Genomic DNA, 24282 nt, shown 5'->3' with positions numbered 1-24282 from the left:
CTGAATTTCAACAATTTCAAAGAACGACTATGATTTTTTAGTGGACACTAATGACAAAGACTAACAAACGAATAATTATGAGAGTAATTCAAAGAATTTGTAGCATATTGTTGCTGCTGGTTACATTTGGGGCTTCGGCATTGTATGCGCAGACGTACGATAAGTTGTGGAAGCAGGTGGAGCAGGCTCAAAAGAAAAGCCTGCCTCAAACAGTGATAAAACTGGCTGATGAAATCTATCGGAAAGGTCGGCAAGAGCAGAATGCTCCGCAAATGTTGAAAGCCTACATTTGTAGGGAGACTTATCAAGAGGGGCTGACTCCGGACAGCCTTTACTCCAGTCTGAAATATATGGAATCTTGGGCACAATCGGAGAGGAATCCGGTGAACAAGGCTATTCTACATTCTTTGTTGGCATATGAATATGCTGACTTGATGCGGAAGAATCGCCGTGTCTTGCTGTCACGTACTTTACTGACTGTTGACGAGGTTCCAGAAGATATCCGTGAGTGGAGTATCAGCCAGTTTGTGGATAAAATAGATAGGTGTAACCGTGCATCCTTGCAGGATTCCATCCGCTTGCTCAATACATCTGCAGAACAATATGTGCCTTTTGTGGTGTTGGAAGACGGTAGCCGGTTCTATGGGCACGATATGTACCATCTATTGGTAAGCCGTGCTGTTGATGCTTATCGGCAGCTGGATGGTTTCAGCGTGGATTCTTTGGTACAGACCCGTATCGAAAGGATTTATCTGGATATGATGAATGCTTATCGCCATCGTGCCGGTTCGGAAGATGCTATGTTGCTCTGTTCTCTTGATTATTGGAACTGGAAGTTGACCGGTGGTATCAGCCAGCAGCCTTATCCTACTTTCCGAATGCGTCAGGAAAAGGCTAATCGGGAATATCTTGAGGTTTTGGATAAATTGATAAAGGAATACGGTTCACGAGAGGTTTGTGCCGAGGTTTACATTCATAAAGCCAACCACCTGCGCCGTTTGGAACCGAAACGCGCTGATGAGGCTCTAAAAGTCTGTGAAGAAGGCTTGAAGCGCTATCCTGCGTATAAGCGTATCAATGAGTTGAAAAATATCCGTGAACAGATTTTACAGCCTGAACTCATTCTGACTATGAATGAAAGCGGTTATCCCGGCGATTCGGTGAATATGAGGCTGCATTATCGTAATGTCGAGGGCTTCACTCTCAACTTATATACCACTACTTTAAGTGAAGTACCTTGGATGGACCATGGTATAAATAAAGATACTTATAGAAAGTATGCCCGGAAGTTTTCTTCCACGCATTTTGGCTTAAAGCCGTTGCCAGGCAAGGATAAATTGCCTGAAGATGTCCCTTATCTTGCCTCGGACACTGTATTTAAGTTCATGATTCCTCGGGAAACGGGAGTCTATATTCTTCAAATAGTACCTGATACTGAAACGGCCCGTACAGATGATAAATTTCTGGTATCTACCCGCTTCAAGGTGCTGACATTGGATTTGGGTGACAACCGTATGGAAGTGGCTACATTGGATGCCCGTAGTGGACAGCCGATTGCTGGTGCCAAGGTGAGTTTCTACTCTTCTTATGATGAGAAGAATAGAAAAGCGATGGCAGAGGTACTGACTGATGCCGGGGGGAAAGCTGTATTACCCTGGCAGAGTGAAATCCGAAGTTATGTGGCGCGTAAAGGCAGAGACACAGCCATGATGCCGCAGAACGTTTATATGAATCATCCTTATTACGGTATTAAGGATACAGATTGGAGGCAGATGGCATTGCTGACAGACCGTTCGCTTTATCGTCCCGGGCAGACCGTTCATGTAAAAGGGATAGCTTACAAGCAGAATAGTGATAGCGCCCAGGTACTACAAGGAGTTGATTATGAGCTTGTCTTGTTGGATGCCAACCGCAAGGAACTTGCCACCAGGAAGGGGCGGACCAATGATTTCGGCTCTTTTGCTACGGAGTTTGTACTTCCGGCAGCTTGCCTGAATGGCATGTTCAGCATACGAACCAAAGAGCCTCAATCTACCGTCACTTTTAGGGTAGAGGAGTACAAGCGACCTACGTTCGAGATTGCCTTCACTCCGGTTTCGGAAGCTTATCGGCTGGGTGACAAGGTTGTGTTGAAAGGAAATGTCAAGGCCTTCAATGGCATGATGGTGCAGGATGTGCCATTGGCATATACGGTGACTCGCCGGAATCCGAGACCTGGTTATTGGAGCAATGCTGATAAACCATTATTGTCTGACACCATACAATTGGATACCAACGGGGATTTTTCCATACCCTTGACTTTGGAAGCTCCGGCTGTAGATACAGACGGGTATGGGAGTGTGTATACTTATCATGTGGAGGCGGTGGTGACGGATGAGGCCGGTGAAACGCAATCCGCTTCGTATAACTTGTTGGCAGGTCCTAAAGCTTATTCCTTTGATATTCGCTTGCCTCAATATGTTTGTAAGGAAGACAGTATGCTTTTCACTTTTGGAGTGAATAATGTAATGAATATTCCTCAGCACATTGAAGGTTCCTATTGCCTTTATCCATTTGCAGAACAAAATGGGGCAAGGAATATTGCAGGTTCTGAACCCTTGGATGATGTTGTATTGGAGGGTACCTTCACAGCCAATCGGCTCCAGGATTTTTCGGCTTGGAACAAGCTTCCTTCAGGTAACTATCGCTTGAAACTTTCTGTACGTGATAGTTTGGGACGTGAAGAGAATAATGGGGCATATGGCAGTGACAGTTTCATGCTCTTTTCAAAGAGTGACAAGCGTCCGGCTGCGTTTACAGATTTCTTTTATTATAAAGAAAATGAGGAATTTGATGTACAGTACCCTGCCGCTTTTCTTTTGGGGACTTCTTATCGGGATGCATATGTGCTGATGGATGTCTTTTGTGACAGAAAACGCATTGAAAGCCGTGTGTTGCAGTTGAATGATACTATTATTCGTATGGAATTCCCTTATAAGGAAGCATATGGCAAGGGAATCACCATTCTTTTCAGTTTTGTGAAAGCTGGCGAGATGTACAGTCATCAGGTTGAACTGAAGAAGCGGGAGCCGGAACGTGCTCTCGACATGAAATGGGAAGTGTTCCGTGACCGTTTGCGTCCCGGACAGGAAGAAGAGTGGAAGCTCGTCATAAAGACGCCTCAAGGTATGCCTGCTGCGGCTGAGATGTTGGCTACGATGTACGACGCTTCACTGGATAAGATTTATAAGAGTAACCAGATACTACGGGTTTTCTATCCGGATAATCTGTATGGGGCATTCCGTGGTGCGAGCCGTTATAATAGCAATTACTTCTCCGTTTATTTCCCGTTGAAGGCTTGGAGGGTTCCGGTGTGGTCGTTTGACTACTTCTGTTCTCCTTATATGGATGGAAGGATGCGGATAGTGATGGTAGAAGACAATGCGCTTTTGGAAGAAGTAAGTGTTGTGGGGTATGGGACTACCCGGAATAGCTCTTTGACCGGTAATCTTAGAATACGTGGTGCCAACCAGCCGATGCTTGCTTCCAAAGCAGAATCCGGGAATGCCGTTGAAGTGAAATATGTTCCTGCACAAGTAGCGGAAGACGCGGTGGAAGATGTTGTTTTTGAATCGGAAACGATACCGGTTGGCGAGACCTTGCAACCTATTGAGGGGCTTCGCACCAACTTTGCCGAAACAGCCTTTTTTTATCCTCAACTTCGTACAAACGAACAAGGGGAGCTTGCGTTTTCTTTTACGATGCCGCAGAGCTTGACTCGTTGGAATTTCCGTGGTTACTCACATACTAAGGATATGCTGACTGGGATATTGGATGCTTCCGTTGTAACTGCCAAGGAGTTTATGCTGACTCCGAATATGCCTCGGTTTGTCCGCGTTGGAGATAAAACACAGATAGCCGGAACAATAGCCAATCTGACGGGTAAAGCGGTGAAAGGAACAGCAGTATTCACACTGTTCGACCCTATGACGGAGAAAGTTATTGCTACTCAACGTCAGAAATTCTTGGTAGAAGCAGGAAGAAATACTGCTGTCAACTTCCATTTCGAAGTGTCCGACCGCTATGATTTGCTTGGTATTCGTATGGTTGCCGATGGAGGTACGTTTAGCGATGGCGAGCAGCATCTGTTGCCCGTATTAAGTAATAAGGAGTATATTACGGAAACGCTTGCTATGCCTATCCGTGGCGAGGAGACCCGTACGTTCTCATTAGACAGCCTTTTCAACCGTAATAGCCGTACAGCGACAGACCGTCGTCTGACTGTAGAATTTACCGGGAATCCGGCTTGGTATGCTGTACAAGCGTTGCCGGCATTGAGCCTGCCTGCCAATGATAATGCCATTTCTTGGGCTACAGCTTGGTATGCCAATAGTCTGGCAGGCTTCATTGCCAACAGCCAGCCCCGCATTAAGACTGTATTTGACAGTTGGAAGGCTGCCGGTGGCACGAAAGAAACCTTCCTCAGCCAGTTGGAGAAGAATCAGGATGTGAAGAATATCCTGCTCAGCGAGTCTCCGTGGGTACTGGAAGCTACTACTGAAGCCGAACAGCAGGCACGTATTGCCACGCTGTTTGATATCAACCAACTGAATAACCGCAATCTTTCCGCTTTTACCAAATTGAAAGAATTGCAGGGTGAAGACGGTGGATGGAGCTGGTATAAGGGAATGTCCGGTAGCCGCTATATAACTGGCTATATTACAGAATTACTTGTTCGTCTTCCTCTGCTGACGAAAAATGAACAGCCTGAAGAAGTTGCCGCCATGCGGCAGAAAGCTTTCGGCTATTTGAATCGGCAGGCTTTGGAAGAGTATCGCAATATCCGTAAAGCCGAAAAAAATGGCGCCAGAATTACTGCCAACTCCGAATCGGCAATGACATATCTGTATCTGATAGCCCTTAGCGGCGAACAAGTGCCGGCAGACAATCAAGCGGCTTACCGCTATTTCCTATCAAAAGTAGGTGCCAATCTTAAAGATGGAACCATGAGCAGCAAGGCGCAGTCTGCCATCATCCTGAAAGCAGTAGGGCGTACAGCCGAGGCGAATGAATTCATCGCTTCCCTCAAGGAACATCTGGTACAGACGGATGAACTGGGTGCATACTTTGCTTTCCAAGCAAATCCGTATAACTGGGGTATGCTGCCCATCCCTGCCCATGTGGAAGTAATGGAAGCCCTGCGTATGGCAGGTGGCAACGATGCTTTGGTGGAGGAAATGAAACTCTGGCTGCTGAAACAGAAGCAGACTACCAGTTGGAATTCTCCGGTTGCAACGGCTGATGCTGTTTATGCATTGCTTTGTCAAGGTACTAATCTGCTGGAAAGTCGGGGAGACGTACGTATCACGTTAGGTAACAAAGTTTTGGAAACATTGTCGCCTACAAAGACCATAATCCCGGGTTTGGGTTATGTCAAGGAAACCTTCGCTCAAGGAAGTCCGGAGCTGAAAGCTAAAACCGTCACCGTAGAGAAACGGGATGCAGGCATTGCCTGGGGAGCTGTTTATGCCCAGTATCTGTCACCCATATCTGATGTAAAGCAGCAGGGGGGGGAATTGAATGTAGAGAAGAAACTTTATGTAGAGCGTATATCGGCCGGTGGTAGCAAGTCCTTGCAACCGGTTACGGAAGGGACCGTATTATCCGTCGGTGATAAAATAGTGGCCCGTTTGACTATCCGCTTGGACCGTACTATGGATTTTGTTCAGTTGAAAGACCAGCGGGGTGCCTGCTTTGAACCTATAGGCTCGCTTTCCGGTTATCGTTGGAGTAACGGCCTTGGTTATTATGCAGAAGTGGAAGATGCCGCAACCAATTTCTTCTTCGACCATTTGGGCAAAGGCGTTTATGTCTTAGAGCACAGTTATCGCATAGCCCGTGGCGGAACATACGAAACGGGGCTGGCCACGATACAGTGTGCGTATGCTCCGGAGTATGCTTCGCATTCGGCGGGAGGGATAATTGTAATAAAGTAACAATAGAGTATGGAGCGGAGCGCAATTTGTACAAATTGCGCTCCGCTATTTTAGGTACTCTCGCTAAAAACACCTATTTTTGTCCGACTAATATTGAATGAGAGTGGCAGAATTAGGAAATCTTGATATTAAGAAAAATAGATGAAGCGGATATTGATAACTTTATATGTGCTTGCAAGTGTGGTATTGACTGCTGTAGCGCAAGCTCGTTTTACCTCGAATACAGAGATGTACAGTTTCGGCCAGATAGAATGGAAGCATCCCGTGACTGTGCAATATACCATCACCAATACGGGTGACCAGCCTTTAGTGCTTACAGAAGTGGAGCCGGATTGTGCCTGCTCCGTGGCCCAGTGGACAAAAACGCCTATTGCACCGGGGGCAAAAGGAACGGTGAATGTGACTTTTGATGCCAAGGCATTGGGACATTTCCAGAAATCCGTGGCTATTTACAGCAATGCGCAACCCAATCTGGTCTATTTGAAGTTCAATGGTGAAGTAGTACAGGAAATCAAGGACTTTACCAAGACGCATCCCTATCTTATCGGTCAGATACGTATTGACAAGAACAGCCTCGACTTTCCCGATATTCAGCATGGTGAGCAGCCGGTGATTCATATCGGCGTGGTCAATCTTTCCGACCGTCCTTATGAACCGGTACTGATGCATCTGCCTCCTTATTTGCAGACAAAAGTAGAGCCCAATGTCTTGCAAAAGGGAGAAAAAGGAGTGATTACACTTACATTGAATTCGGAAAGACTGACTGGCCTCGGACTGACTCAAACGTCGGTCTATCTTTCTCGCTTCTCCGGTGACAAGGTGGGCGATGAAAACGAGATTCCCGTTTCTGCCATTCTTTTACCGGATTTCTCCGGAATGACGGAAGTGGAGAAGGCAAATGCTCCTGCCATCAGCCTTTCTACCAAAGAAGTTGATATGAGTGCGATATTGGCAAAGAAGTCAAAAGCACGTCAGGATATTACCATTACCAATACCGGGCGTTCTCCTTTACAGATAAACAAGCTCCAGGTATTCCACCCGGCAGTGGGAGTTAACCTCAAGAAGAGTGTATTGCAACCCGGTGAAAGCACTCGCCTGCGGGTAACGGTAGTGAAGAAGAATATAGGCAAGAAGCGCCGTCATCTGCGTCTGCTGATGATTACCAATGACCCGATGCAGCCGAAAGTTGAAATCAACATTAAAGCAAAACAATAAGAAGTCGTAAAGTCCTTCATAACTCATAACTTATAACTCACAAATAGCCATGGAACATCCCGAAAATAATGAAGCATATAAAGGCTTGGTTGTCAATGCAGGCATTGAGCAACCTTCATCGGTCAATCCTTACTTGAAGAACCGTCCCAGGCGGAAGAAACGCGAGCTTTCCGTATCAGACTATGTGGAGGGTATAGTGAAAGGTGATGTTACGGTACTCAGCCAGGCTGTAACACTGGTGGAAAGTGTGAAACCGGAGCACCAGGCTGTGGCGCAGGAGGTGATAGAGAAGTGTTTGCCCTATTCGGGCAACTCCGTCCGTGTGGGTATCAGTGGTGTGCCCGGTGCCGGTAAAAGTACCTCTATTGATGTATTTGGCTTGCATGTACTGGAGGAACACGGCGGCAAGTTGGCCGTTCTTGCCATTGACCCGAGCAGCGAACGCAGCAAAGGCAGTATTCTCGGTGATAAGACGCGTATGGAGAAGCTCTCCGTTCATCCCAAGTCCTTTATACGTCCCAGTCCCTCTGCCGGTTCGCTGGGTGGCGTGGCACGCAAGACGCGTGAAACGATTGTGCTTTGTGAGGCTGCCGGTTTCGACAAGATATTTGTAGAGACGGTAGGGGTGGGGCAGAGTGAGACTGCCGTACATTCTATGGTAGACTTCTTCCTGCTGATACAGCTGGCGGGTACGGGCGATGAGTTGCAAGGCATCAAACGCGGCATCATGGAAATGGCCGATGGCATTATTATTAATAAGGCTGATGGCGACAATCTGGAGCGGGCCAGACTGGCAGCAACGCAGTTCCGTAATGCGCTGCACCTCTTCCCGGCTCCGGAGAGCGGTTGGACACCCCAAGTGCTGACTTATTCCGGTTTCTATAATCTTGGTGTAAAAGAAGTGTGGGATATGGTCTACAAATACATTGACTTTGTGAAAGATAACGGCTATTTTGAATACCGCCGCAATGAGCAAAGCAAATACTGGATGTACGAGACCATTAACGAACAGCTGCGCGACAGCTTTTACCACAATCCGCAGATTGAAGCGATGCTGACTGGTAAGGAAAACCAAGTGCTGCAAGGTAACTTGACTTCTTTTGTGGCTGCCAAGAACTTGCTGGACACCTATTTTGCAGAACTGAAGAAATAAGGGCATATCCCTTTCCCTATATCGATGACTAAGGAAAACAACATGGAAGTGGCGCGGCGGTTTACCCGCCGCCTTCATGAACTCCCTTCTGAGGAGCTGGAGCTCATTGCCGGTTTGTTTGTACGCCGTGAGGTGCACAAAGGAGAACTGTTGATTAGTGAGAAAGATATAGCCAGGGATATTGTTTTCGTAGAGAAAGGACTGCTTCGCCAGTTCTATTTCAAAGAAGGCCGGGACATTACAGAGAACTTTGCCTGCGACGGTGACGGCGCTATGTGTATCGTCAGCCTTTTCACCGGACGCCGTAATTGCCTTCAGCTGGAATCCTTGGAGGAAGGCGTCATCTGGAGCATTTCGTATGCAGGACTGGTCGAACTCTCTGAGCGTTATCTGCATATAGCCCGTCTGCTTCGCCATTTATTGGAGGGGTCTTTAATGCTTTCCCAATATAAAGCAGACTCTTGGCGTTTCGAAACCTCACGCGAGCGGTATGCGCGCTTCGTCAGGGATTATCCGGAGATAGCCCGGCGTGCCTCAGTCAACCACATAGCATCTTATCTGTTAATGACTCCCGAGTCCCTGAGCCGGGTACGTGCCGGAGTACTGTGACGGTGGAACGGCTGTTTTATACGGCTTTCCCTTCTTTCTCGAAATCCTTGCGTGACTTGCTTTGTGTCACGATGTACACTCCCAGGAATACCAAGGCTATGGCTATTCCCTTTTCCAAATTGAACACTCCCAATCCTAAGATGATGGCAACGGTTGAGGCCACGATGGGCTGCATGTAGTTGTACATGCTCACCACAGTGGGGCGCAACAGCCTCTGCGCACTCATTATGAAGATATAGGCAAGGAAGCTTCCTCCCACAACCACATATCCCGCTTGCAGCAGGGCGGCTGTAGATATTTCGCTCCACTGTATGGCAGCCACGTCGTGGTAAGAGAACGGGATGTAGCACATGGAGGCATAGACAAACATCCATTTGTTCAGGGTGATGGGAGAGTATTTTTGCGACAACCCCTTGAATACGGTCAGATAAATGGAGAAGCTGATTTGGGCGAGCAGGCAGAGAAGGTCTCCGATGAGGCTGCCATTGCCGGCACCGGTGGTCTGGCTGCTCATGATGAGTATGAATGCGCCCATAGCCCCTACAAAGATGCCCAGCACTTTCTTGTTGGTGACCGGCTCTTTCAGATAGATTGCAGCCACTATCATGGTGACGATGGGCAGCGTGGTTGTAACGATGGAGGCGTCTATGGGCGAAGTCATGGAGAGTCCGAAGATATAGACACCCTGATTGAATACCAGCGCGAAGAGTGCGGCGAAGAATATCTTCAGCATGTCCCGGTGGTCCACCTGCTCGCGTTTGCAGAACAAGGAGAGGAGCCAGAAGCAGGCGGCTGCGCCTACCATGCGGAATGTGGTTACTGACAACGCGGAAAACTCCGCTAAGGCCGACTTGCCGATAGGTGCCATCAGCCCCCATAAGATATTTGCGGTAAGGGCGAACAGATGCCCTTGAATGTTCTTGTCCATACTCTTTTGTTCTTTGCGGGTGCAAAAGAACAACTATTTTCTGAAAAGAGAAAATCTTTCATTATATGATTTTTCTGGTTCATGGGCGTAGAAATAAGAGATTATCGTGTATATTTGCTTCTAATTAAAAGCAAGAAACCATGGAAGTACAAGCCAATTACATCAAGCGTATCGAAATACACGGATTGTGGCATCGGTACGATATTGCCTGGGACCTGCGTCCTGACGTCAATATACTTTCCGGCATCAACGGAGTGGGGAAGACCACTATCCTGAACCGTTCGGTCAACTATCTGGAACAGACATCGGGTGAAGTGAAGAGTGACGAGAAGAACGGCGTACACGTCTACTTCGACAACCCCGCAGCCACCTTTATCCCCTATGATGTAATCCGCAGCTACGACCGCCCCCTTATCATGGGCGACTTTACGGCACGCATGGCCGATGCCAACGTGAAGTCGGAACTGGACTGGCAGCTCTATCTGCTCCAGCGCCGTTATCTGGACTACCAGGTGAACATCGGCAACAAGATGATAGAGCTGCTCAGCGGTGACGAAGAGCAGCGCAGCCTGGCTCCCTCCCTTTCCCTCCCCAAGCGGAAGTTCCAGGATATGATTGACGAGCTTTTCAGCTATACCCATAAGACGATAGACCGCAAAAGCAACGACATCGTTTTCTATCAGAACGGCGAGCGCCTGCTGCCCTACAAACTGTCTTCGGGCGAGAAGCAGATGCTGGTCATCCTGCTGACCGTGCTGGTGCGTGACGATGACCACTGCGTACTCTTCATGGACGAGCCGGAAGCCTCCCTGCACATCGAATGGCAGCAGAAGCTCATCGGCATGATACGCAGCCTGAATCCCAATGTGCAGCTTATCCTCACCACCCATTCGCCCGCCGTCATCATGGAAGGCTGGCTGGATGCCGTCACCGAAGTCAGCGAAATCTCCTCCCTAATCCCTAATCCTTAATCCCTACCCAAGTGTCCACTTCTTTAAAACATAACCTTACTTCCGCCTATCTGGATGCCGCCCGCAAGTTGTCTCCCAAGAGAGCACGCAGGCGCATAGTGGCGTATGTGGAGAGCTATGACGACATCGCTTTCTGGCGGACGCTGCTGTCCGAGTTCGAGAATGAGGAGCGTTATTTCCAGGTGATGCTTCCGTCTGCCACCTCCCTGGCAAAGGGCAAGAAGATGGTGCTGATGAATACGTTGAACACATCGGAGCTGGGCCGCAGCCTGATAGCTTGTGTAGACAGCGACTACGACTTCCTGCTGCAAGGTGCCACCAAGGTGTCGCATAAGATAAACAAGAATCCCTATATCTTCCAGACTTATGGCTATGCCATCGAGAACTTCCACTGCTTTGCCGACAGTCTGCATGAAGTCTGTGTGCAGGCCACGCTGAACGACCGGCATATCCTGGACTTCCCCGCTTTTCTGAAGCGTTATTCTCAGATTGCCTATCCGCTGTTTCTGTGGAATGTCTGGTTCTACCGCCAGCACGACACACACACTTTCCCGATGTACGACTTCAACGCCTGCGTGCGTTTGCAAGAGATAAACCTGCGTCATCCTTACCGTAGTCTGGACGAGATGCAAAAGACGGTGTCGGCAAAGCTGTCCGAACTGCAAGCCCGTTTCCCCCGCTACATCGACCGGGTGGAGCAGCTGGGCACGGAGTTGGAACGTTTGGGACTGACTCCGGACAATACCTATCTTTATATCCAAGGACACCATATCATGGATTGTGTAGTGCTGAAAATTCTTATCCCGGTATGTACGGTGCTGCGTCGTGAACGCGAGCAGGAGATAAAGCGCCTGGCAGAGCATAACGAACAGTTCCGCAACGAACTGACGGGGTATGAGAACAGTCAGGTCAATGTATCCGTGATGCTGAAAAAAAACAGCGGCTACAAGAACCTTTATCTTTATCAGTGGTTGAAAGAAGACATTATGGAGTTCCTCGAGCGGGAGGAACAGTCGCGTAGATAAGATTGCCGTTATGATAAACATACGATTATGGAGATATTGAAGAAGATAGACGACCTTTTAATCGGGTGGGGCATATCCCCTTCCCGGGCTGATATGCTCGACCAATTCATTGCCTTCGCACTGATACTTGCCGTTGCTTTCCTGGCGGATGCCCTATGCCGGAAAATCCTGCTGAAGGTAGTGGCACAACTGGTGAAGAAGACCAAGGCTACGTGGGACGACATCGTATTCGACCGTAAAGTGATGGTGCACCTCAGCCGCATGGTGGCTCCCGTTATCATCTATCTGTTTGTTCCATTGGCATTTGTCGAAGTCGGTTCATCGGCAATGGATTTTATCCGGCGTATCTGCCTTATTTACATCATCATTACTTTCCTGAGTTTCGTCAACTCGTTCCTGAAGGCTGTTTACAGTGTATACAGTGAGAAGGAGCAATTTCGTGACCGCCCTTTAAAGGGGATGTTGCAAACTATGCAAGTCATCCTATGGCTGGTGGGCGGCATTGTGGTCGTGGGCGAACTGATAGGCCGCGACCCGCTTTCGCTGCTTGCCGGATTGGGTGCTTCGGCAGCCATCCTGATGCTGGTATTCAAGGATTCCATTATGGGCTTTGTCTCCGGTGTGCAGCTTTCGGCCAACGACATGCTGAAGGTGGGCGACTGGATTGAGATGCCCAAGTACGGTGCCAACGGTACGGTGATAGAGGTAACGTTGAACACCGTAAAAGTGCGCAACTGGGACAATACCATTACCACCATCCCTCCTTACCTGCTTGTCAGCGACTCCTTCCAGAACTGGCGCGGCATGCGCGAGAGCGGTGGGCGGCGAGTGAAGCGCAGTATCAATATCGACATGACCAGCGTCCGTTTCTGCACCCCGGAGATGCTGGCAAAATATCGCAAGATACAGCTACTGAAAGATTATGTGGAGCAGACGGAGGAAGTGATTGAAAAGTACAATGTGGAAAACGGCATCGATAACTCCATCCTCGTCAACGGACGCCGCCAGACCAATCTGGGGGTGTTCCGGGCGTATCTGACGGCTTATTTGAAAAGTCTTCCCGACGTAAATCAGGAACTGACCTGCATGGTGCGCCAACTCCAGCCTACCGACCGCGGTATCCCGATAGAACTTTATTTCTTCTGTGCGCTGAAGGATTGGGTGCCCTATGAAGGGGTGCAGGCGGATGTGTTCGACCATGTGCTGGCAATCATCCCCGAATTCGATTTGCAGGTATTCCAGTCTCCGTCCGGCAGAGATTTCCAGCGGGTACTGCCTGCTGCTTCCGAAGAAAAAGGAGCTTGATTCCGACCATCAAAAAGGCCTATATCTATTGTATTTCTCATAGGGAGTCATTACCTTTGAACCCTATACTGAAAGGTCAGAACATCCCCATCTTTTCTCCCAAAACATCCCCATGTTTTGGGGTATTACATCCGGGTGTTTTGGGTGAAAACATCCCCATGTTTTGGGGCAATACATCCGGGTGTTTTAGGTATTCAGTCATATAGTGAAAGGTATTCGGTCACGGAGTCTTTACCGTAAGGTATAGGCTTTGTGTATGCAAGTTGTAGGTGTGCCTCGCGTCGGGCGGGAATATCTTTCGTTTTTTACGAACCTAATTATAAAGAAAGATTGGTATGTCAATGAATTATGTGGTCCGCAAGAAGGTGGACAAGAGTGGAGACAAGGAAGTGGTGCGCTACTACGCGGCGTCAAAAGTGCTTCAGCCGGAACCGGTGAGCAATGACGAACTGGCCAAGAGGCTGGCTTTTGTCAGCTCCCTGCAGGTGGGCGATGCCCAGTCCGTGCTGGTGCAACTGCCGGATATTATAGCGGACTATCTGGCCAGTGGACGCACGGTGAACATCAAGGGACTTGGAAACTTTTTTCCCTCCATCACCAGCGAACCGGTGGAACGGATAGAGGACTGTACGGCAGATAAAGTGCGCATTTCGCGTATCTGCTTCAGGGCGGCAGGCAGTTTCATGCAGCGCGTTTGCCGTCATCTGGACTTGTTCAGCTTTCAGGTTCAGGAATTGAAGAAGGAGCTGAAGAAGAAGTAAACGGTACTTTTAGTTTCTTTCTTGAAACAGCGCGTACCCCTTGAAGCCGGAAGGCATTCGAGGGGTACGCTGTTGAAGAAGTTGTGTGTTTCTTTATAGTCTTGTGAGTGCTTCTTTTTTTTTACTTCACCCAGTTTCCGTTCATCCAGCTGCATTCTTTCTTGATGTCCTCGAAAGAACTATAGCTCAGGTTGGCGTCCACCTTGTTGCTTGTCACGGCGATAAAGTCGGCATGGGTGTAGATGCCTTCTTTGCAGCTCAGCTCGGCGGTGAGGGTGATGTTGGTCAGCTTGGAAGTGCCGTTCTTCAGGGCGTTTTCGGTAAGGGCGGTTTCCACGGTCAGGGGTTGGCCTTTGCCGCAGACCTTGGCGTTGTCTATTTCCACTTCCGTGCCGGCACGCAGACGGATGCCTTGCTTGCTGCCGCCGTTGCCGACGAGGATGAGGTTCTTCAATACGGGGTGGGCAACGGGAGTGGCGGCGTTGTTGCTGCCGTTGTTGTCGCACTCCATCAGGCAGTCGCAGTCGTAGCCCAGTGTGGATTCGGCTTCTTGGTAAGCCACGAGGTTGGTGCCTTTGCCGTTCCAGCCTTCGGTCCAGTCGAAGGAGTCGTCGCTACAGCTTACGGCTACGAGGTTGCTCACGTTTACCGAGCCGCCGAAGAACTCAAAGCCGTCATCGGAACCTTTGTAGGCTTGGCAGTGGTCCACGATGGTACCGTTGCCTACGCCGTAGAAAGAGATACCGTTGGCTTCGTGCTCTTCATCGAAGGCAAAGCCGGTGTATTCCAGACGAATGTATTGCAGCGTGCCCGAGTTGTCGGCATCATCGTTGCCGCCGTAAACGGCACCGCCTATTTCAGAACTTCCCTTGCCGCCTTCGGCATTGGTGTGGGCGCGTCCGCAGATGTGGATGCCTCCCCATGCGCCCGGCTCTTCTTTTTCGCTGGTCATTACGATGGGTTTGTCCGGCGTGCCTACGGCGTTGATTTTACCGCCCTGCTTCACGAGGATGTAGTCTGCGATGTCATCGTAGACGGCGATAATCTTCACGCCTTCCTCTATGTGGAGCGTGGCACCTTCTTCTACGATGTATTCGCCGCTCAGCTTGTAGGTGTTTCCGGCAGCCAGGGTCACGTCGGAGGTGACGGTACCTTTCAGTATCGTACCGTTTTCGATTTCATTGCCGTTTCCGTTGCCGCCGTTGCCGCCATTGTCGTTGTTGTCGTCGCTGCTGCAAGCGGTGAGGATAGACATGCCGGCTACAAAGGCCAGAGAGTGGAATTTCCATTTCATTGCTTTCATAATTCAATTGTTTTAGTTGTTATATTCAATTCATCTGTCTGTCATTCAGATAGATTCTCTTAAATCTGCTTGTTTGTCAAAGAGTGTTCTCCGTTCCCTTCAGGGGAGGGAGGGGACTTTATAGGTTGTAGCTTATTCCCACCTCAAAGTTCGTCCCCTTGCGGTAGCGCTCCACTTCCATCTCCTGCCCCGTGGTGGGTACATCTTGCTCGAAGATGACATCGCGGTTCAGCAGGTCGTTCACTTGCAGCTTCAGGTTGAAGTGCTTGTTCAGGCTATATCCGGCGCTGAAGTTCAACGTGTGCAGCGTCTGTTGCCTGACATCGCCCAGACCCGACACGCCTACTGCATGGATGCGGCTGCCTTGCAGGTTGTAGAGCAGGGCGAGGTTGAGCTGCCTGTCTTCGCCGAAGCGTGGCGAGTAGGTGAGGTCGGCATTGGCAAGTATGGGCGATGCGCCTTGCAGCGAACGTTCCTTGTTGGTGTAGGCACCGCCTTGGGGCAGCTTCACGTTGGTGTACATGTAGCTGATGTTGGCACTCAGGCGCAGGTCTTTGACGAGCCGTTTGCGCATCTCCAGTTCCACACCGGCAGCCATGCCGTTGTCGGCATTCTTGAAGCTGTGCAGCGTGGCACCGCCTTGCAGGTCTTGGATGCGTTCGATGGGGCTGTCGAGGTATTTGAAGTAGCCGGTCACGGAGAGCATGTCGCCGTCCTTGCCGAAGCGTTCGTAACGCAGGTCGAAGTTATAGTTGTAGCCGTTCTGCAACTCTTCGTTACCGCGGATTTGTGCCGAACCGTAGGACTCTTGGTAGAGGAAGGGTGCCATCTCGATGAACGAGGGGCGGGTGACGGTGCGCGAGGCAGAGAAGCGGATGCTGTTGGTGGGGTTCACCGCATATTTCAGGTTCAGGGCGGGGAAGAGGTCGTTCTTGTCTGAATTGCGCCGACGGGAGTACCAGTCGCCGCCGTCGCTGGCGTAGCGCACCCATTGCTTGCTCATTTCGTAGCGCAGGCCGAGGTTCACCAAGAGAGCTTCGGTGGGATAGAAATCGGTCAGCAGGTAGGCGGAGTAGATTTCGTTTCCGGCACGGTAGCTGTCTTTGGGCTGCATCACACGCTGTACCACGATTTGTCCGTCGGCAATGTTCTGCTGGTTGAGGAAGCCGTCGGTGTTGTAGATGTCGGTGATGACGGGGTTCAGTTTGTTCAGGTTGTAGTAGAAGCGGGTAGCGCTATAGTCGCGGTTCTTGTCCTTGTAGTTGAAGCCGAGCTTGAGGTGGCTGGTGTCGTTCCACTTCCAGCGCATGGCGAGGTTGGCATTCCACTCTTCTTCGTCCAGGCTGCCAAAGTAGCGCATAGTCTCTTGGCGGTTCAGCTTGAAGAGCCTGAGGCTGCCGTCGTTGTCCTTGACGTACATCACTTGGCGGCGGTCGGGCTCTTCACTACCGGTCTTGCTGTACGAGCCTCCCCAGGTCAGTTGCCACCTGTCGCCCTCGCCGAAGTTATGGATTCCGTTCAGCTGGTGGTTTTGCAGGGTATATATGTGCATGATGTTGTTGCTGCCGGTCAGCTCGTGCCCTTCTGCGTCAGTCCCTTCGCGGCGCTGGTAGGTGTCGATGGCATTGCGGGCGTAGAAGAAAGTGTAGCCTATGCGGTCGCTTCGGCGCAGGGTGTAGCCCAGGTAGCCGAGGGCGGCGAGCTTCAGTTCCTGCGCAAAGCTGTCGTAGGAGAAGTCGTCCTGCACGGTGCCGGTGGCTTCGAATGTCTTGTAGAAGGCATCTTCCATGTTCTGGTAGCCGTTGCTGGCGCTGAAGGAGGCAAGCAGGCTGAGTGTCTGGTTGCCCATACCGAAGTTCTTGCCGAAACCGAGGTTTCCGCCCAGTTCGGGCAACGAACTCTTCTTGCTGGCGCTGAAGGAGGTATCGAAGATATTGCGGGTCTTCACGTATTTGTCAAACTCCATCAAGGGCATGTCGAGGGCGGCCGCGTCTACGCCGGGTGTCTTCAAGAGCGAGCCGCTGCAGTCCATCTGATAGCGGTCTTTGCCCAAAGTGTTGAACTTCCCGCCCATGTTGAGGCTCAGTTGGAAGAAATCTTCCGGTATGTTTTCTTTGGTGCTGATGTTGATATGCGCACCACTGTAGTCGGCAAAGGCGGCGGCATCATACACCTTGCTGACGGTGATGTTCTGTACGGTGGATGAAGGGAAGAGGTCGAGCGGCACCAGCTTGTTGTCCGGGTTGGGCGAGGCGATAGGCAGACCGTTCAGCGTGGTGGTGCTGTAGCGGTCGCCCAGTCCGCGGACGATAAGTTGTCCGGCGCTGGCGATGGAGATACCCGTTATTTTCTTTACTCCTTCTTCCACATTGCCGATGCCTTTGAGGGACATCTCTTTGGAACCGAGGTTCTCGATGGCGAGGGTCGCTTTTTGCCGTTCCATTTGCAAGGCACGTTCGCCTTCGAGGTTCTTCTTGGCGGTGACCTGCACTTCGCCCAGGGTTTGCGTGTCCGGCTCCATGTCGAAGTTCAGCACGGTTTCACCCTTTATCTCTACGGCGTTCATCGTCATGTCTTTGTAGCCGATGTAACGGACGGTGAGGGTATAGGTCCCGTTCTTCAGCTCCAGTGTATAGTTACCATCCAAATCGGCGACGGCGCCTTGTGCTGTTCCGCTTACTTGCACGGTGGCTCCCGTCAGCGGCTCTTTGGTTTGTCGGTCGGTGATTGTCCCTTTGACGGTTCCCGCCGTGGCAGCCATGACGGAAAGTGTGAGGAATAAAATAAGGAAGAAAATCTTTCCCAAGTCTAATTTCATGCTCATCTCTTTTCTTTGTACGTTTTTTAATCCGCTGCAAAGATGAGGCAATGACATTACACCGGTGATACATGGAGCATACGTTTCATTTTCAAATCTATTACGATTTGGTTACCGCACATTCTTCCGGATTGTTTGTTATCCTTATATATAGGCTGCTTGGGACGAAAAAGGTTTCTAATGGTTGCTTATTAGAGTTTTATGGCTATTTTTGTATCTCAAACCAATATTGATAAATATATGGCTGTTCATCGTGACGATAGTGAACGTTTCCGGCGCCTTTCCATTCTTGGCCGGATAGGTTGGTGGGAGGCTGATTTTTCTTCAAGGCAGTATCTCTGCTCCGAATATGTCTGTAAGTTGTTAGGCTTGGAAGGGGAATACCTGAGCTTTGAGGATTTCGGTAAAATGATACGCGAAGACTATCGGACGCGTATCAGCCGGGAGTTCCTTGCCATTCAGAATATGGAGGTCTATGAACAGACGTTTCCTATCTATTCTACTGAAGGAGTGGTCTGGGTCTACTCGCGCGTGGGGTATAAGGAGCATTTGCCGGATGGTACATTGAAGGCTTTCGGAGTGTTGCAGCGCGTAGAGATGCCGAAGGAGGAGGCTGCGAAGCAGGCTTTGCAAAGAGTGAACGATTTACTTTATCGGCAGACCTCAATATCCCATTCCCTATTCCGCTTCCTGAAAGACGAGGATATAAGTGCGGGCATTTACGACATACTGAAAGATATTCTTGATTTCTTTCGCGGCGGACGTGTCTATATATTCCAATATGATGAGAAGTGCCGGTACCAGAGCTGCACATACGAGGTGGTGGCTCCGGGAGTGGCTCCTGAGAAAGAAATGCTTCAAGGAGTTCAGGCTGACAGCCTGCCGTGGTGGACGTCACAGATTATGGCACAAAAGCCCGTTCTGCTGGAAACGCTGAGGCAACTGCCGGAGCACGCTTACGCCGAATATGAAATTCTGGCGAGACAGAATATAAAGTCCTTGATGGTAACTCCGCTGGTTGCCAATGACCAGGTGTGGGGATATATGGGCATTGATTTGGTGGACCGTACCCGAATGTGGACTAACGAGGATTACCAATGGTTTAGTTCGTTGGCAAATGTCATCAGCATTTGCATAGAGTTGCGCAAAACGAAGGATGAGGCTGTGCGCGAACGTACTTTCCTCAGCAACTTGTTCCGCTATATGCCTTTGGGGTATGTGCGGATGTCCATTGTCTGTGATGAAAAGGACAACCCCTACGGGTATTATGTGACAGATGCGAATTCTATCTTTGCCGATTTTCTGGGAAAACCTGCGTCGACGTTTATCGGCAAGACAGCCTCGTCCTTTTCAAGGGAGGCGGCCCCCAGACTGGAATATCTGCTTGAGATAGTGAACACCGGGACACATAAGGAAATGGACATGTGTTTTGAGCTTACCAACAAGCACTGCCACGTGGTGATATACTCTCCGGAAAAGAATGAAGTGGTGGCGTTATTCCTCGATACGACAGACTCGGTACAGACTCATCTGGCTTTGGACCATAGCGAAAAACTGTTCAAGAATATCTTTGCCAATATACCGGCCGGGGTGGAAATCTATGACAAAGACGGATTCCTGGTAGACATCAACAATAAGGATATGGAGATATTCGGGGTCCGTGACAAACAGGATGTCATTGGAGTGAACTTATTCGAGAACCCGAATGTGTCCGCCCAATTGGCAGAACGTATACAGACTGAGGATATGGTCGACTTTCGCCTGAATTATGCTTTCGACCGGACTGAAGGGTATTACTCCACTTCCAAACAGCCGAAGGATGTGATACATCTTTATACGAAAGTGAGCAAGGTGTATGACAGTAAAGGTAACTTTACCGGCTATGCCATGATTAACATCGACAATACGGAACGGATTGATGCCATGAGCCGTATCTGTGATTTCGAGAATTTCTTCCTGCTTATATCGGATTATGCGAAGGTAGGTTATGCCAAGCTGAACCTGCTCGACCGGAAAGGCTATGCCATCAAGCAATGGTATAAGAATATGGGAGAGGACGAGAATACCCAATTGGCGGATGTCGTGGGAATATACAGCAAGATGTACCCCAGTGACCGCAGGAGGATGCTTGATTTCTTCAGTAAGGCCCGTGTGGGCGAAGCCAAACATTTCCAGGGAGAGATGCGCATTGAGCGTCCGGGCGAAAAGGGAAAATGGAACTGGGTACGTACCAATGTGGTTGTCAATCTGTTTGAACCGGAGAACGGACAAATAGAGCTGATAGGCGTCAACTATGACATTACGGAATTGAAGGAGACGGAGGCTATGCTGATTGAAGCCAAGGAGAAGGCAGAAACCGCCGACCGTCTGAAGAGTGCCTTCCTTGCCAATATGAGCCATGAGATACGTACGCCCCTGAATGCGATTGTCGGTTTCTCCAGTCTGATGGGAGAGACCGGGGACATGGAGGAAAAAAGGCAGTATATGGCGATTATTGAAGAAAACAATGACCTGCTGTTGCAGCTGATTTCCGACATACTGGATTTGTCCAAGATAGAGGCCGGGACATTTGACTTTGTGGAAAAAGAGCTGGACGTGAACATGCTGTGTGAGGACATCGTGCGCTTCATGAAGATGAAGGCTAAACCGGGTGTGGAAGTTCTCTTCGACCGTCATCTGCCGGAATGCCGGATTGTCAGTGACCGTAACCGTTTGAATCAGGTCATAGCCAACTTTGTCAACAATGCCATCAAGTTCACCACTGCGGGAAGTATACGTGTAGGATATAATAAGGTGGATGAAACTCATTTGCGTTTTTATGTGGCCGATACGGGCCTTGGCATTGAGCCGGAAATGCAGGCTCAGATATTCGACCGTTTTATAAAGCTGAATACGTTTGTGCATGGCACCGGCCTGGGGCTTTCTATCAGCAAGAGCATTATAGAGCAGTTGGGTGGCACAATCGGTGTGGACAGTGAACCGGGGAAAGGCTCATGCTTTTGGTTTGTGCTGCCGATTGTATAGTATGGAAATGTGCTAAAATACACACTCACCACAAATTATGCAGATTAACACAAGTCAAAGCTCTTGATTATCAGAACTTCTAAAGATAATTTGTGCCAATCTGTGTAATTTGTGGTAAGTGATGATACCCTCCGGTTATAATCCGAATGAGAACTTATCGATGGATTGATATACCACACTTGCAATACTCAGTACCACAATACCCAGCGTGCAAATGGCCAGGCTGGCACGTGTATAGTTGTCACTGCGGAATGCTGCAATCGGCTCGTCGCTCTTGTTGATGTACATTGCCTTTACAATCTTCAGATAGTAATAAAGCGAGATGATTGTATTGATAAGGGCAATGAATACCAGCAGATGGAAGCCGCCTTCGAAAGCTGCCGCAAAGATGAAGAACTTCGAGAAGAAGCCCGCAAACGGCGGGATGCCTGCCAGAGAGAACAAGGCTAAGGTCATCAGGAAAGCGAGCTTTGGATTGGTATTGTACAGCCCGTTGTAGTCGTCGAGCGTGAATTTATGGGCACGCAGGGCTACAATCGTGATGACTGTAAATACGCTGAGGTTGGCAAACATGTAAATCAATACATAAAAGACCAATGAAGTCATACCTTGTGAAGTGCCGCTGATAATACCCAGCATGATATAACCTGCCTGCGAGATACTGGAAAAAGCCATCAATCGTTTCAAGTTCTGCTGACGCAAGGCGAAGAGATTGGCAAGCGTGATAGAGGCGATGATGATCCAGTAGAGCACTTCTTGCCATTGAGCTACCATCGGGGCGAATACCTTGATGAGGATAGTCATCAGCACGAAAGCGGCAGAGCCTTTGGAGATAACGCTTAAATAAGCGGTTACCGTACTTGGAGCGCCTTCGTAAACGTCTGCTGTCCAAAGATGGAAAGGCACCAGTGATATTTTGAATCCCATGCCGGAGAAGAAGAATACGAATGCCATAATCTGCAACGGGTCGCCGGTGAGGCGTGCCGGTATGTCGGCAAAGTAGAGAGTGCCTACCGTACCGTAAATTAAAGATAATCCGTATAGCAGCAATCCGCTGGAGAACAATGCCGTGAGAATATATTTGGCACCTGCCTCGGCAGAGTGGTGGCGGTATTTGTCGAAGGCAACCAGGGCTGCCATCGGGATGCTTGCCGTCTCCAGTCCGATGAAGAACATCAGGAAGTGTCCGGCGGAAATCATGAAGTACATACCCAGCAGGGTGGAAAGTGTCAGAATGTAGAACTCACCTTGTTTGATGGCAGTGTCTGGACGGCGCATCCATTCGTGCGCCATCAGGAATACAATCAGTGTACCTATACTGAGGATGGATTTCACGATGCTCTGTATCGGCTGATTGTGATACATGCCGCCGAAAGCATCTGCCACAGGACCGGGAACGATGGTGATAAGTGTGTGTATGGTCAGCAGAGCAACGGGCAGCATTGTGTTCAGCACCGGTTTGCCGTCATTCTTGTGTGCATCCGGACTCATGAAGAGGTCGGCGACAAAAAGGATGACGATGACCAATATCAGCGAAAGCTCTTCTTTGAGCAGGAGGAATTGAGAATAATCCATATCTATTTACGATTTTACGATTTACGATTTACGATTGAAATTACTCTTGGGATTTACGATTTTACGATTTACGATTGAGGTTACTCTTGGGATTTACAAGTCATTTATCAATCGTAAATCGTCAAATCGTAAATAAATCAGTTATTGGCAGCACGCTGTCTCCAATCATGCCGCTAATCCACCATGGTGCCATACCGAGGGCGGCAACGCATGCGATGAGGATGATGACCGCTGTACGTTCGTCCCAGGTTGCATCGCTCAAGGTGAGGTGATGCTTGTTAGTGCAGGTGCCATAGAGAATCTTTCCTACCAGTCGCAGGATATAGACTGCCGTAATCACGATGGAGCTGCATGCAATGACCGTCCACACGCGGTGGAACGTATCGGGATGCTGGAACGAACCGGTGAAGATGGTCATTTCGGCAATGAAACCGCTGAGTCCGGGCAGTCCCAGATTGGCAAGACCGGCGATTACATAGCAGACAGCCAGAAAAGGCATAATCTTCATCAGACCGGAGAGTTCGCGGACGTCACGCGTATGGGTACGTCCGTATATCATACCGATAAGGGCGAAGAACAAGGCTGTCATCAGTCCGTGAGAGAGCATCTGCAGAACGGCACCCGTGCAAGCTGTCTGGTTCATCATCAGGATGGCGAACAACACCAGGCCGCAATGGCTGACGGAAGAGTAGGCATTGATATACTTCAAGTCGGTTTGTACACAAGCGGAGAATGCACCGTATACCACGGAGATTCCGGTAAGAATCAGGAATATCCATCCCAGTTCTTGTGCAGCTTCGGGCATCAGGTACATGGCTATGCGGAAACATCCGTAACCTCCCAGTTTCATCAATACACCGGCATGGAGCATGGATACGGCAGTCGGTGCGGAGGCGTGACCGTCGGGGCTCCATGTGTGGAACGGGAACAGAGCGCCCAGCACACCGAAACCGAGGAAGGTGAGCGGGAACCAGATACGTTGCTGTTCGATGGGAATATTGTGCATCTGTGCTATTTCCAATAGGTTCATAGAGGTGGCTCCGGCACCGTAGTAGATACCCAGGATACCGATAAGCAGGAAGGCGGAGCCGCCCATCAGCATCAGTGTCAGCTTCATGGCAGAGTACTCCTTGCGTCCCGACCCCCATACACCGATAAGCAGGTACATGGGAATGAGGGCAACTTCGTAGAACATGAACATGGTGAACAGGTCTATCGAGATGAAGAACCCGAACACACCGATGGAGAGGAAGGTGAACCAAAGGAAATATTCTTTAGTCAGCGGTTGCAGCCTCCAGGAGGCGAATGTTCCGGTAAAGACAATGATGGCCGAAAGCAGCAGCATGGCTACCGAAATACCGTCTACTCCTACCGAATAGTGGATGTTGAGTGCAGGATACCAGACCATGTCGGCACGGAACAGCATTTCATCCGTGGCACCAGCGTGGCGTGCATTGAGGTACATCACGGTCAATGCTGCAGAAAGAACCAGCAGAGCCGATGCACCGGTCACCATCACCGCGCGTATTTGTACGATGTTGCGGCTGAGCCAAAGACCCAGCAACATCAGCAAGGGGATGAGTACGAATAATGATAAAAAGTTCATCTTTATATTTACGA

General features: G+C 49.6%; 14 protein-coding genes. 9 read left to right on the top strand and 5 right to left on the bottom strand.

What is annotated here, in order from left to right; translation table 11 throughout:
* The first annotated feature begins 77 nt into the window (after positions 1–77).
* The 4 genes from DW947_RS18560 to DW947_RS18545 all read left to right on the top strand — a co-directional run bounded on the left by DW947_RS18560 (position 78) and on the right by DW947_RS18545 (position 8952).
* Positions 78–5975 (top strand): alpha-2-macroglobulin family protein, encoded by a 5898-nt coding sequence (locus DW947_RS18560; RefSeq protein WP_117963619.1) that lies wholly within the window; start codon positions 78–80, stop codon positions 5973–5975.
* Positions 5976–6116: 141 nt separating this feature from the next.
* On the top strand, positions 6117–7190 hold the full coding sequence (locus DW947_RS18555; RefSeq protein WP_005824010.1) for a DUF1573 domain-containing protein: 1074 nt from the start codon (positions 6117–6119) through the stop codon (positions 7188–7190).
* A gap of 49 nt (positions 7191–7239) precedes the next feature.
* Entirely contained in the window at positions 7240–8343 is a 1104-nt protein-coding gene (gene meaB, locus DW947_RS18550; RefSeq protein ID WP_117963618.1) for a methylmalonyl Co-A mutase-associated GTPase MeaB, read from the top strand.
* Positions 8344–8367: 24 nt separating this feature from the next.
* Entirely contained in the window at positions 8368–8952 is a 585-nt protein-coding gene (locus DW947_RS18545; protein WP_005824006.1) for a Crp/Fnr family transcriptional regulator, read from the top strand.
* A gap of 16 nt (positions 8953–8968) precedes the next feature.
* Here DW947_RS18545 and DW947_RS18540 read toward each other — a convergent pair whose 3' ends face one another.
* Positions 8969–9880 carry a DMT family transporter gene (locus DW947_RS18540; RefSeq protein ID WP_005835197.1) on the bottom strand — a complete coding sequence of 304 codons (912 nt, stop codon included), beginning with the start codon at positions 9878–9880 and terminating at the stop codon, positions 8969–8971.
* A 140-nt stretch (positions 9881–10020) separates the two neighbouring features.
* On the opposite strand from DW947_RS18540, the gene DW947_RS18535 reads away from it, so the two are divergent.
* From DW947_RS18535 to DW947_RS18515, 4 genes are all read left to right on the top strand, one after another.
* Positions 10021–10851, top strand: coding sequence for an AAA family ATPase (locus DW947_RS18535; RefSeq protein ID WP_005823999.1), 831 nt, complete (start codon positions 10021–10023; stop codon positions 10849–10851).
* A gap of 11 nt (positions 10852–10862) precedes the next feature.
* Complete coding sequence (locus DW947_RS18530; protein WP_005823997.1) at positions 10863–11876, top strand: DUF4435 domain-containing protein; 1014 nt, start codon at positions 10863–10865, stop codon at positions 11874–11876.
* Between the two features lie 27 nt (positions 11877–11903).
* Complete coding sequence (locus DW947_RS18525) at positions 11904–13181, top strand: mechanosensitive ion channel family protein (protein WP_009037162.1); 1278 nt, start codon at positions 11904–11906, stop codon at positions 13179–13181.
* Positions 13182–13516: 335 nt separating this feature from the next.
* The gene (locus tag DW947_RS18515) at positions 13517–13942 is read left to right on the top strand and encodes a hypothetical protein (RefSeq protein WP_005835201.1); all 426 of its coding nucleotides are present in this window, start codon (positions 13517–13519) and stop codon (positions 13940–13942) included.
* A gap of 121 nt (positions 13943–14063) precedes the next feature.
* Here the strand turns inward: DW947_RS18515 and DW947_RS18505 are convergent, their stop codons facing one another.
* Positions 14064–15245, bottom strand: a complete 1182-nt coding sequence (locus DW947_RS18505; RefSeq protein ID WP_117963617.1) for a hypothetical protein — start codon at positions 15243–15245, stop codon at positions 14064–14066.
* A gap of 118 nt (positions 15246–15363) precedes the next feature.
* Positions 15364–18069 (bottom strand): TonB-dependent receptor, encoded by a 2706-nt coding sequence (locus DW947_RS18500; RefSeq protein ID WP_117963616.1) that lies wholly within the window; start codon positions 18067–18069, stop codon positions 15364–15366.
* A gap of 234 nt (positions 18070–18303) precedes the next feature.
* On the opposite strand from DW947_RS18500, the gene DW947_RS18495 reads away from it, so the two are divergent.
* Positions 18304–21087 (top strand): ATP-binding protein, encoded by a 2784-nt coding sequence (locus DW947_RS18495; protein WP_009037159.1) that lies wholly within the window; start codon positions 18304–18306, stop codon positions 21085–21087.
* A 135-nt stretch (positions 21088–21222) separates the two neighbouring features.
* Here DW947_RS18495 and DW947_RS18490 read toward each other — a convergent pair whose 3' ends face one another.
* Positions 21223–22662 carry an NADH-quinone oxidoreductase subunit N gene (locus DW947_RS18490; RefSeq protein ID WP_005823978.1) on the bottom strand — a complete coding sequence of 480 codons (1440 nt, stop codon included), beginning with the start codon at positions 22660–22662 and terminating at the stop codon, positions 21223–21225.
* A 121-nt stretch (positions 22663–22783) separates the two neighbouring features.
* Positions 22784–24268 carry a NuoM family protein gene (locus DW947_RS18485; protein WP_119958603.1) on the bottom strand — a complete coding sequence of 495 codons (1485 nt, stop codon included), beginning with the start codon at positions 24266–24268 and terminating at the stop codon, positions 22784–22786.
* Between the last annotated feature and the right edge of the window lie 14 nt (positions 24269–24282).

The sequence above is a fragment of the Bacteroides sp. AM44-19 genome (assembly GCF_003603395.1).
In the GTDB taxonomy this organism is placed as follows: Bacteria; Bacteroidota; Bacteroidia; order Bacteroidales; family Bacteroidaceae; genus Bacteroides; species Bacteroides uniformis.
The sequence above is the reverse complement of the archived record's forward strand: the minus strand, read 5'-3'. Positions and strand labels throughout refer to the sequence as shown.

What these genes read in the sequence shown, in the direction of transcription:
- DW947_RS18560 (WP_117963619.1), top strand. Translation starts at nt 78, where the DNA reads ATGAGAGTAATTCAAAGAATTTGTAGCATATTGTTGCTGCTGGTTACA.
- DW947_RS18555 (WP_005824010.1), top strand. Translation starts at nt 6,117, where the DNA reads ATGAAGCGGATATTGATAACTTTATATGTGCTTGCAAGTGTGGTATTG.
- meaB (WP_117963618.1), top strand. Translation starts at nt 7,240, where the DNA reads ATGGAACATCCCGAAAATAATGAAGCATATAAAGGCTTGGTTGTCAAT.
- DW947_RS18545 (WP_005824006.1), top strand. Translation starts at nt 8,368, where the DNA reads ATGACTAAGGAAAACAACATGGAAGTGGCGCGGCGGTTTACCCGCCGC.
- DW947_RS18540 (WP_005835197.1), bottom strand. Translation starts at nt 9,880, where the DNA reads ATGGACAAGAACATTCAAGGGCATCTGTTCGCCCTTACCGCAAATATC.
- DW947_RS18535 (WP_005823999.1), top strand. Translation starts at nt 10,021, where the DNA reads ATGGAAGTACAAGCCAATTACATCAAGCGTATCGAAATACACGGATTG.
- DW947_RS18525 (WP_009037162.1), top strand. Translation starts at nt 11,904, where the DNA reads ATGGAGATATTGAAGAAGATAGACGACCTTTTAATCGGGTGGGGCATA.
- DW947_RS18515 (WP_005835201.1), top strand. Translation starts at nt 13,517, where the DNA reads ATGTCAATGAATTATGTGGTCCGCAAGAAGGTGGACAAGAGTGGAGAC.
- DW947_RS18505 (WP_117963617.1), bottom strand. Translation starts at nt 15,245, where the DNA reads ATGAAAGCAATGAAATGGAAATTCCACTCTCTGGCCTTTGTAGCCGGC.
- DW947_RS18500 (WP_117963616.1), bottom strand. Translation starts at nt 18,069, where the DNA reads ATGAGCATGAAATTAGACTTGGGAAAGATTTTCTTCCTTATTTTATTC.
- DW947_RS18495 (WP_009037159.1), top strand. Translation starts at nt 18,304, where the DNA reads ATGGCTGTTCATCGTGACGATAGTGAACGTTTCCGGCGCCTTTCCATT.
- DW947_RS18490 (WP_005823978.1), bottom strand. Translation starts at nt 22,662, where the DNA reads ATGGATTATTCTCAATTCCTCCTGCTCAAAGAAGAGCTTTCGCTGATA.
- DW947_RS18485 (WP_119958603.1), bottom strand. Translation starts at nt 24,268, where the DNA reads ATGAACTTTTTATCATTATTCGTACTCATCCCCTTGCTGATGTTGCTG.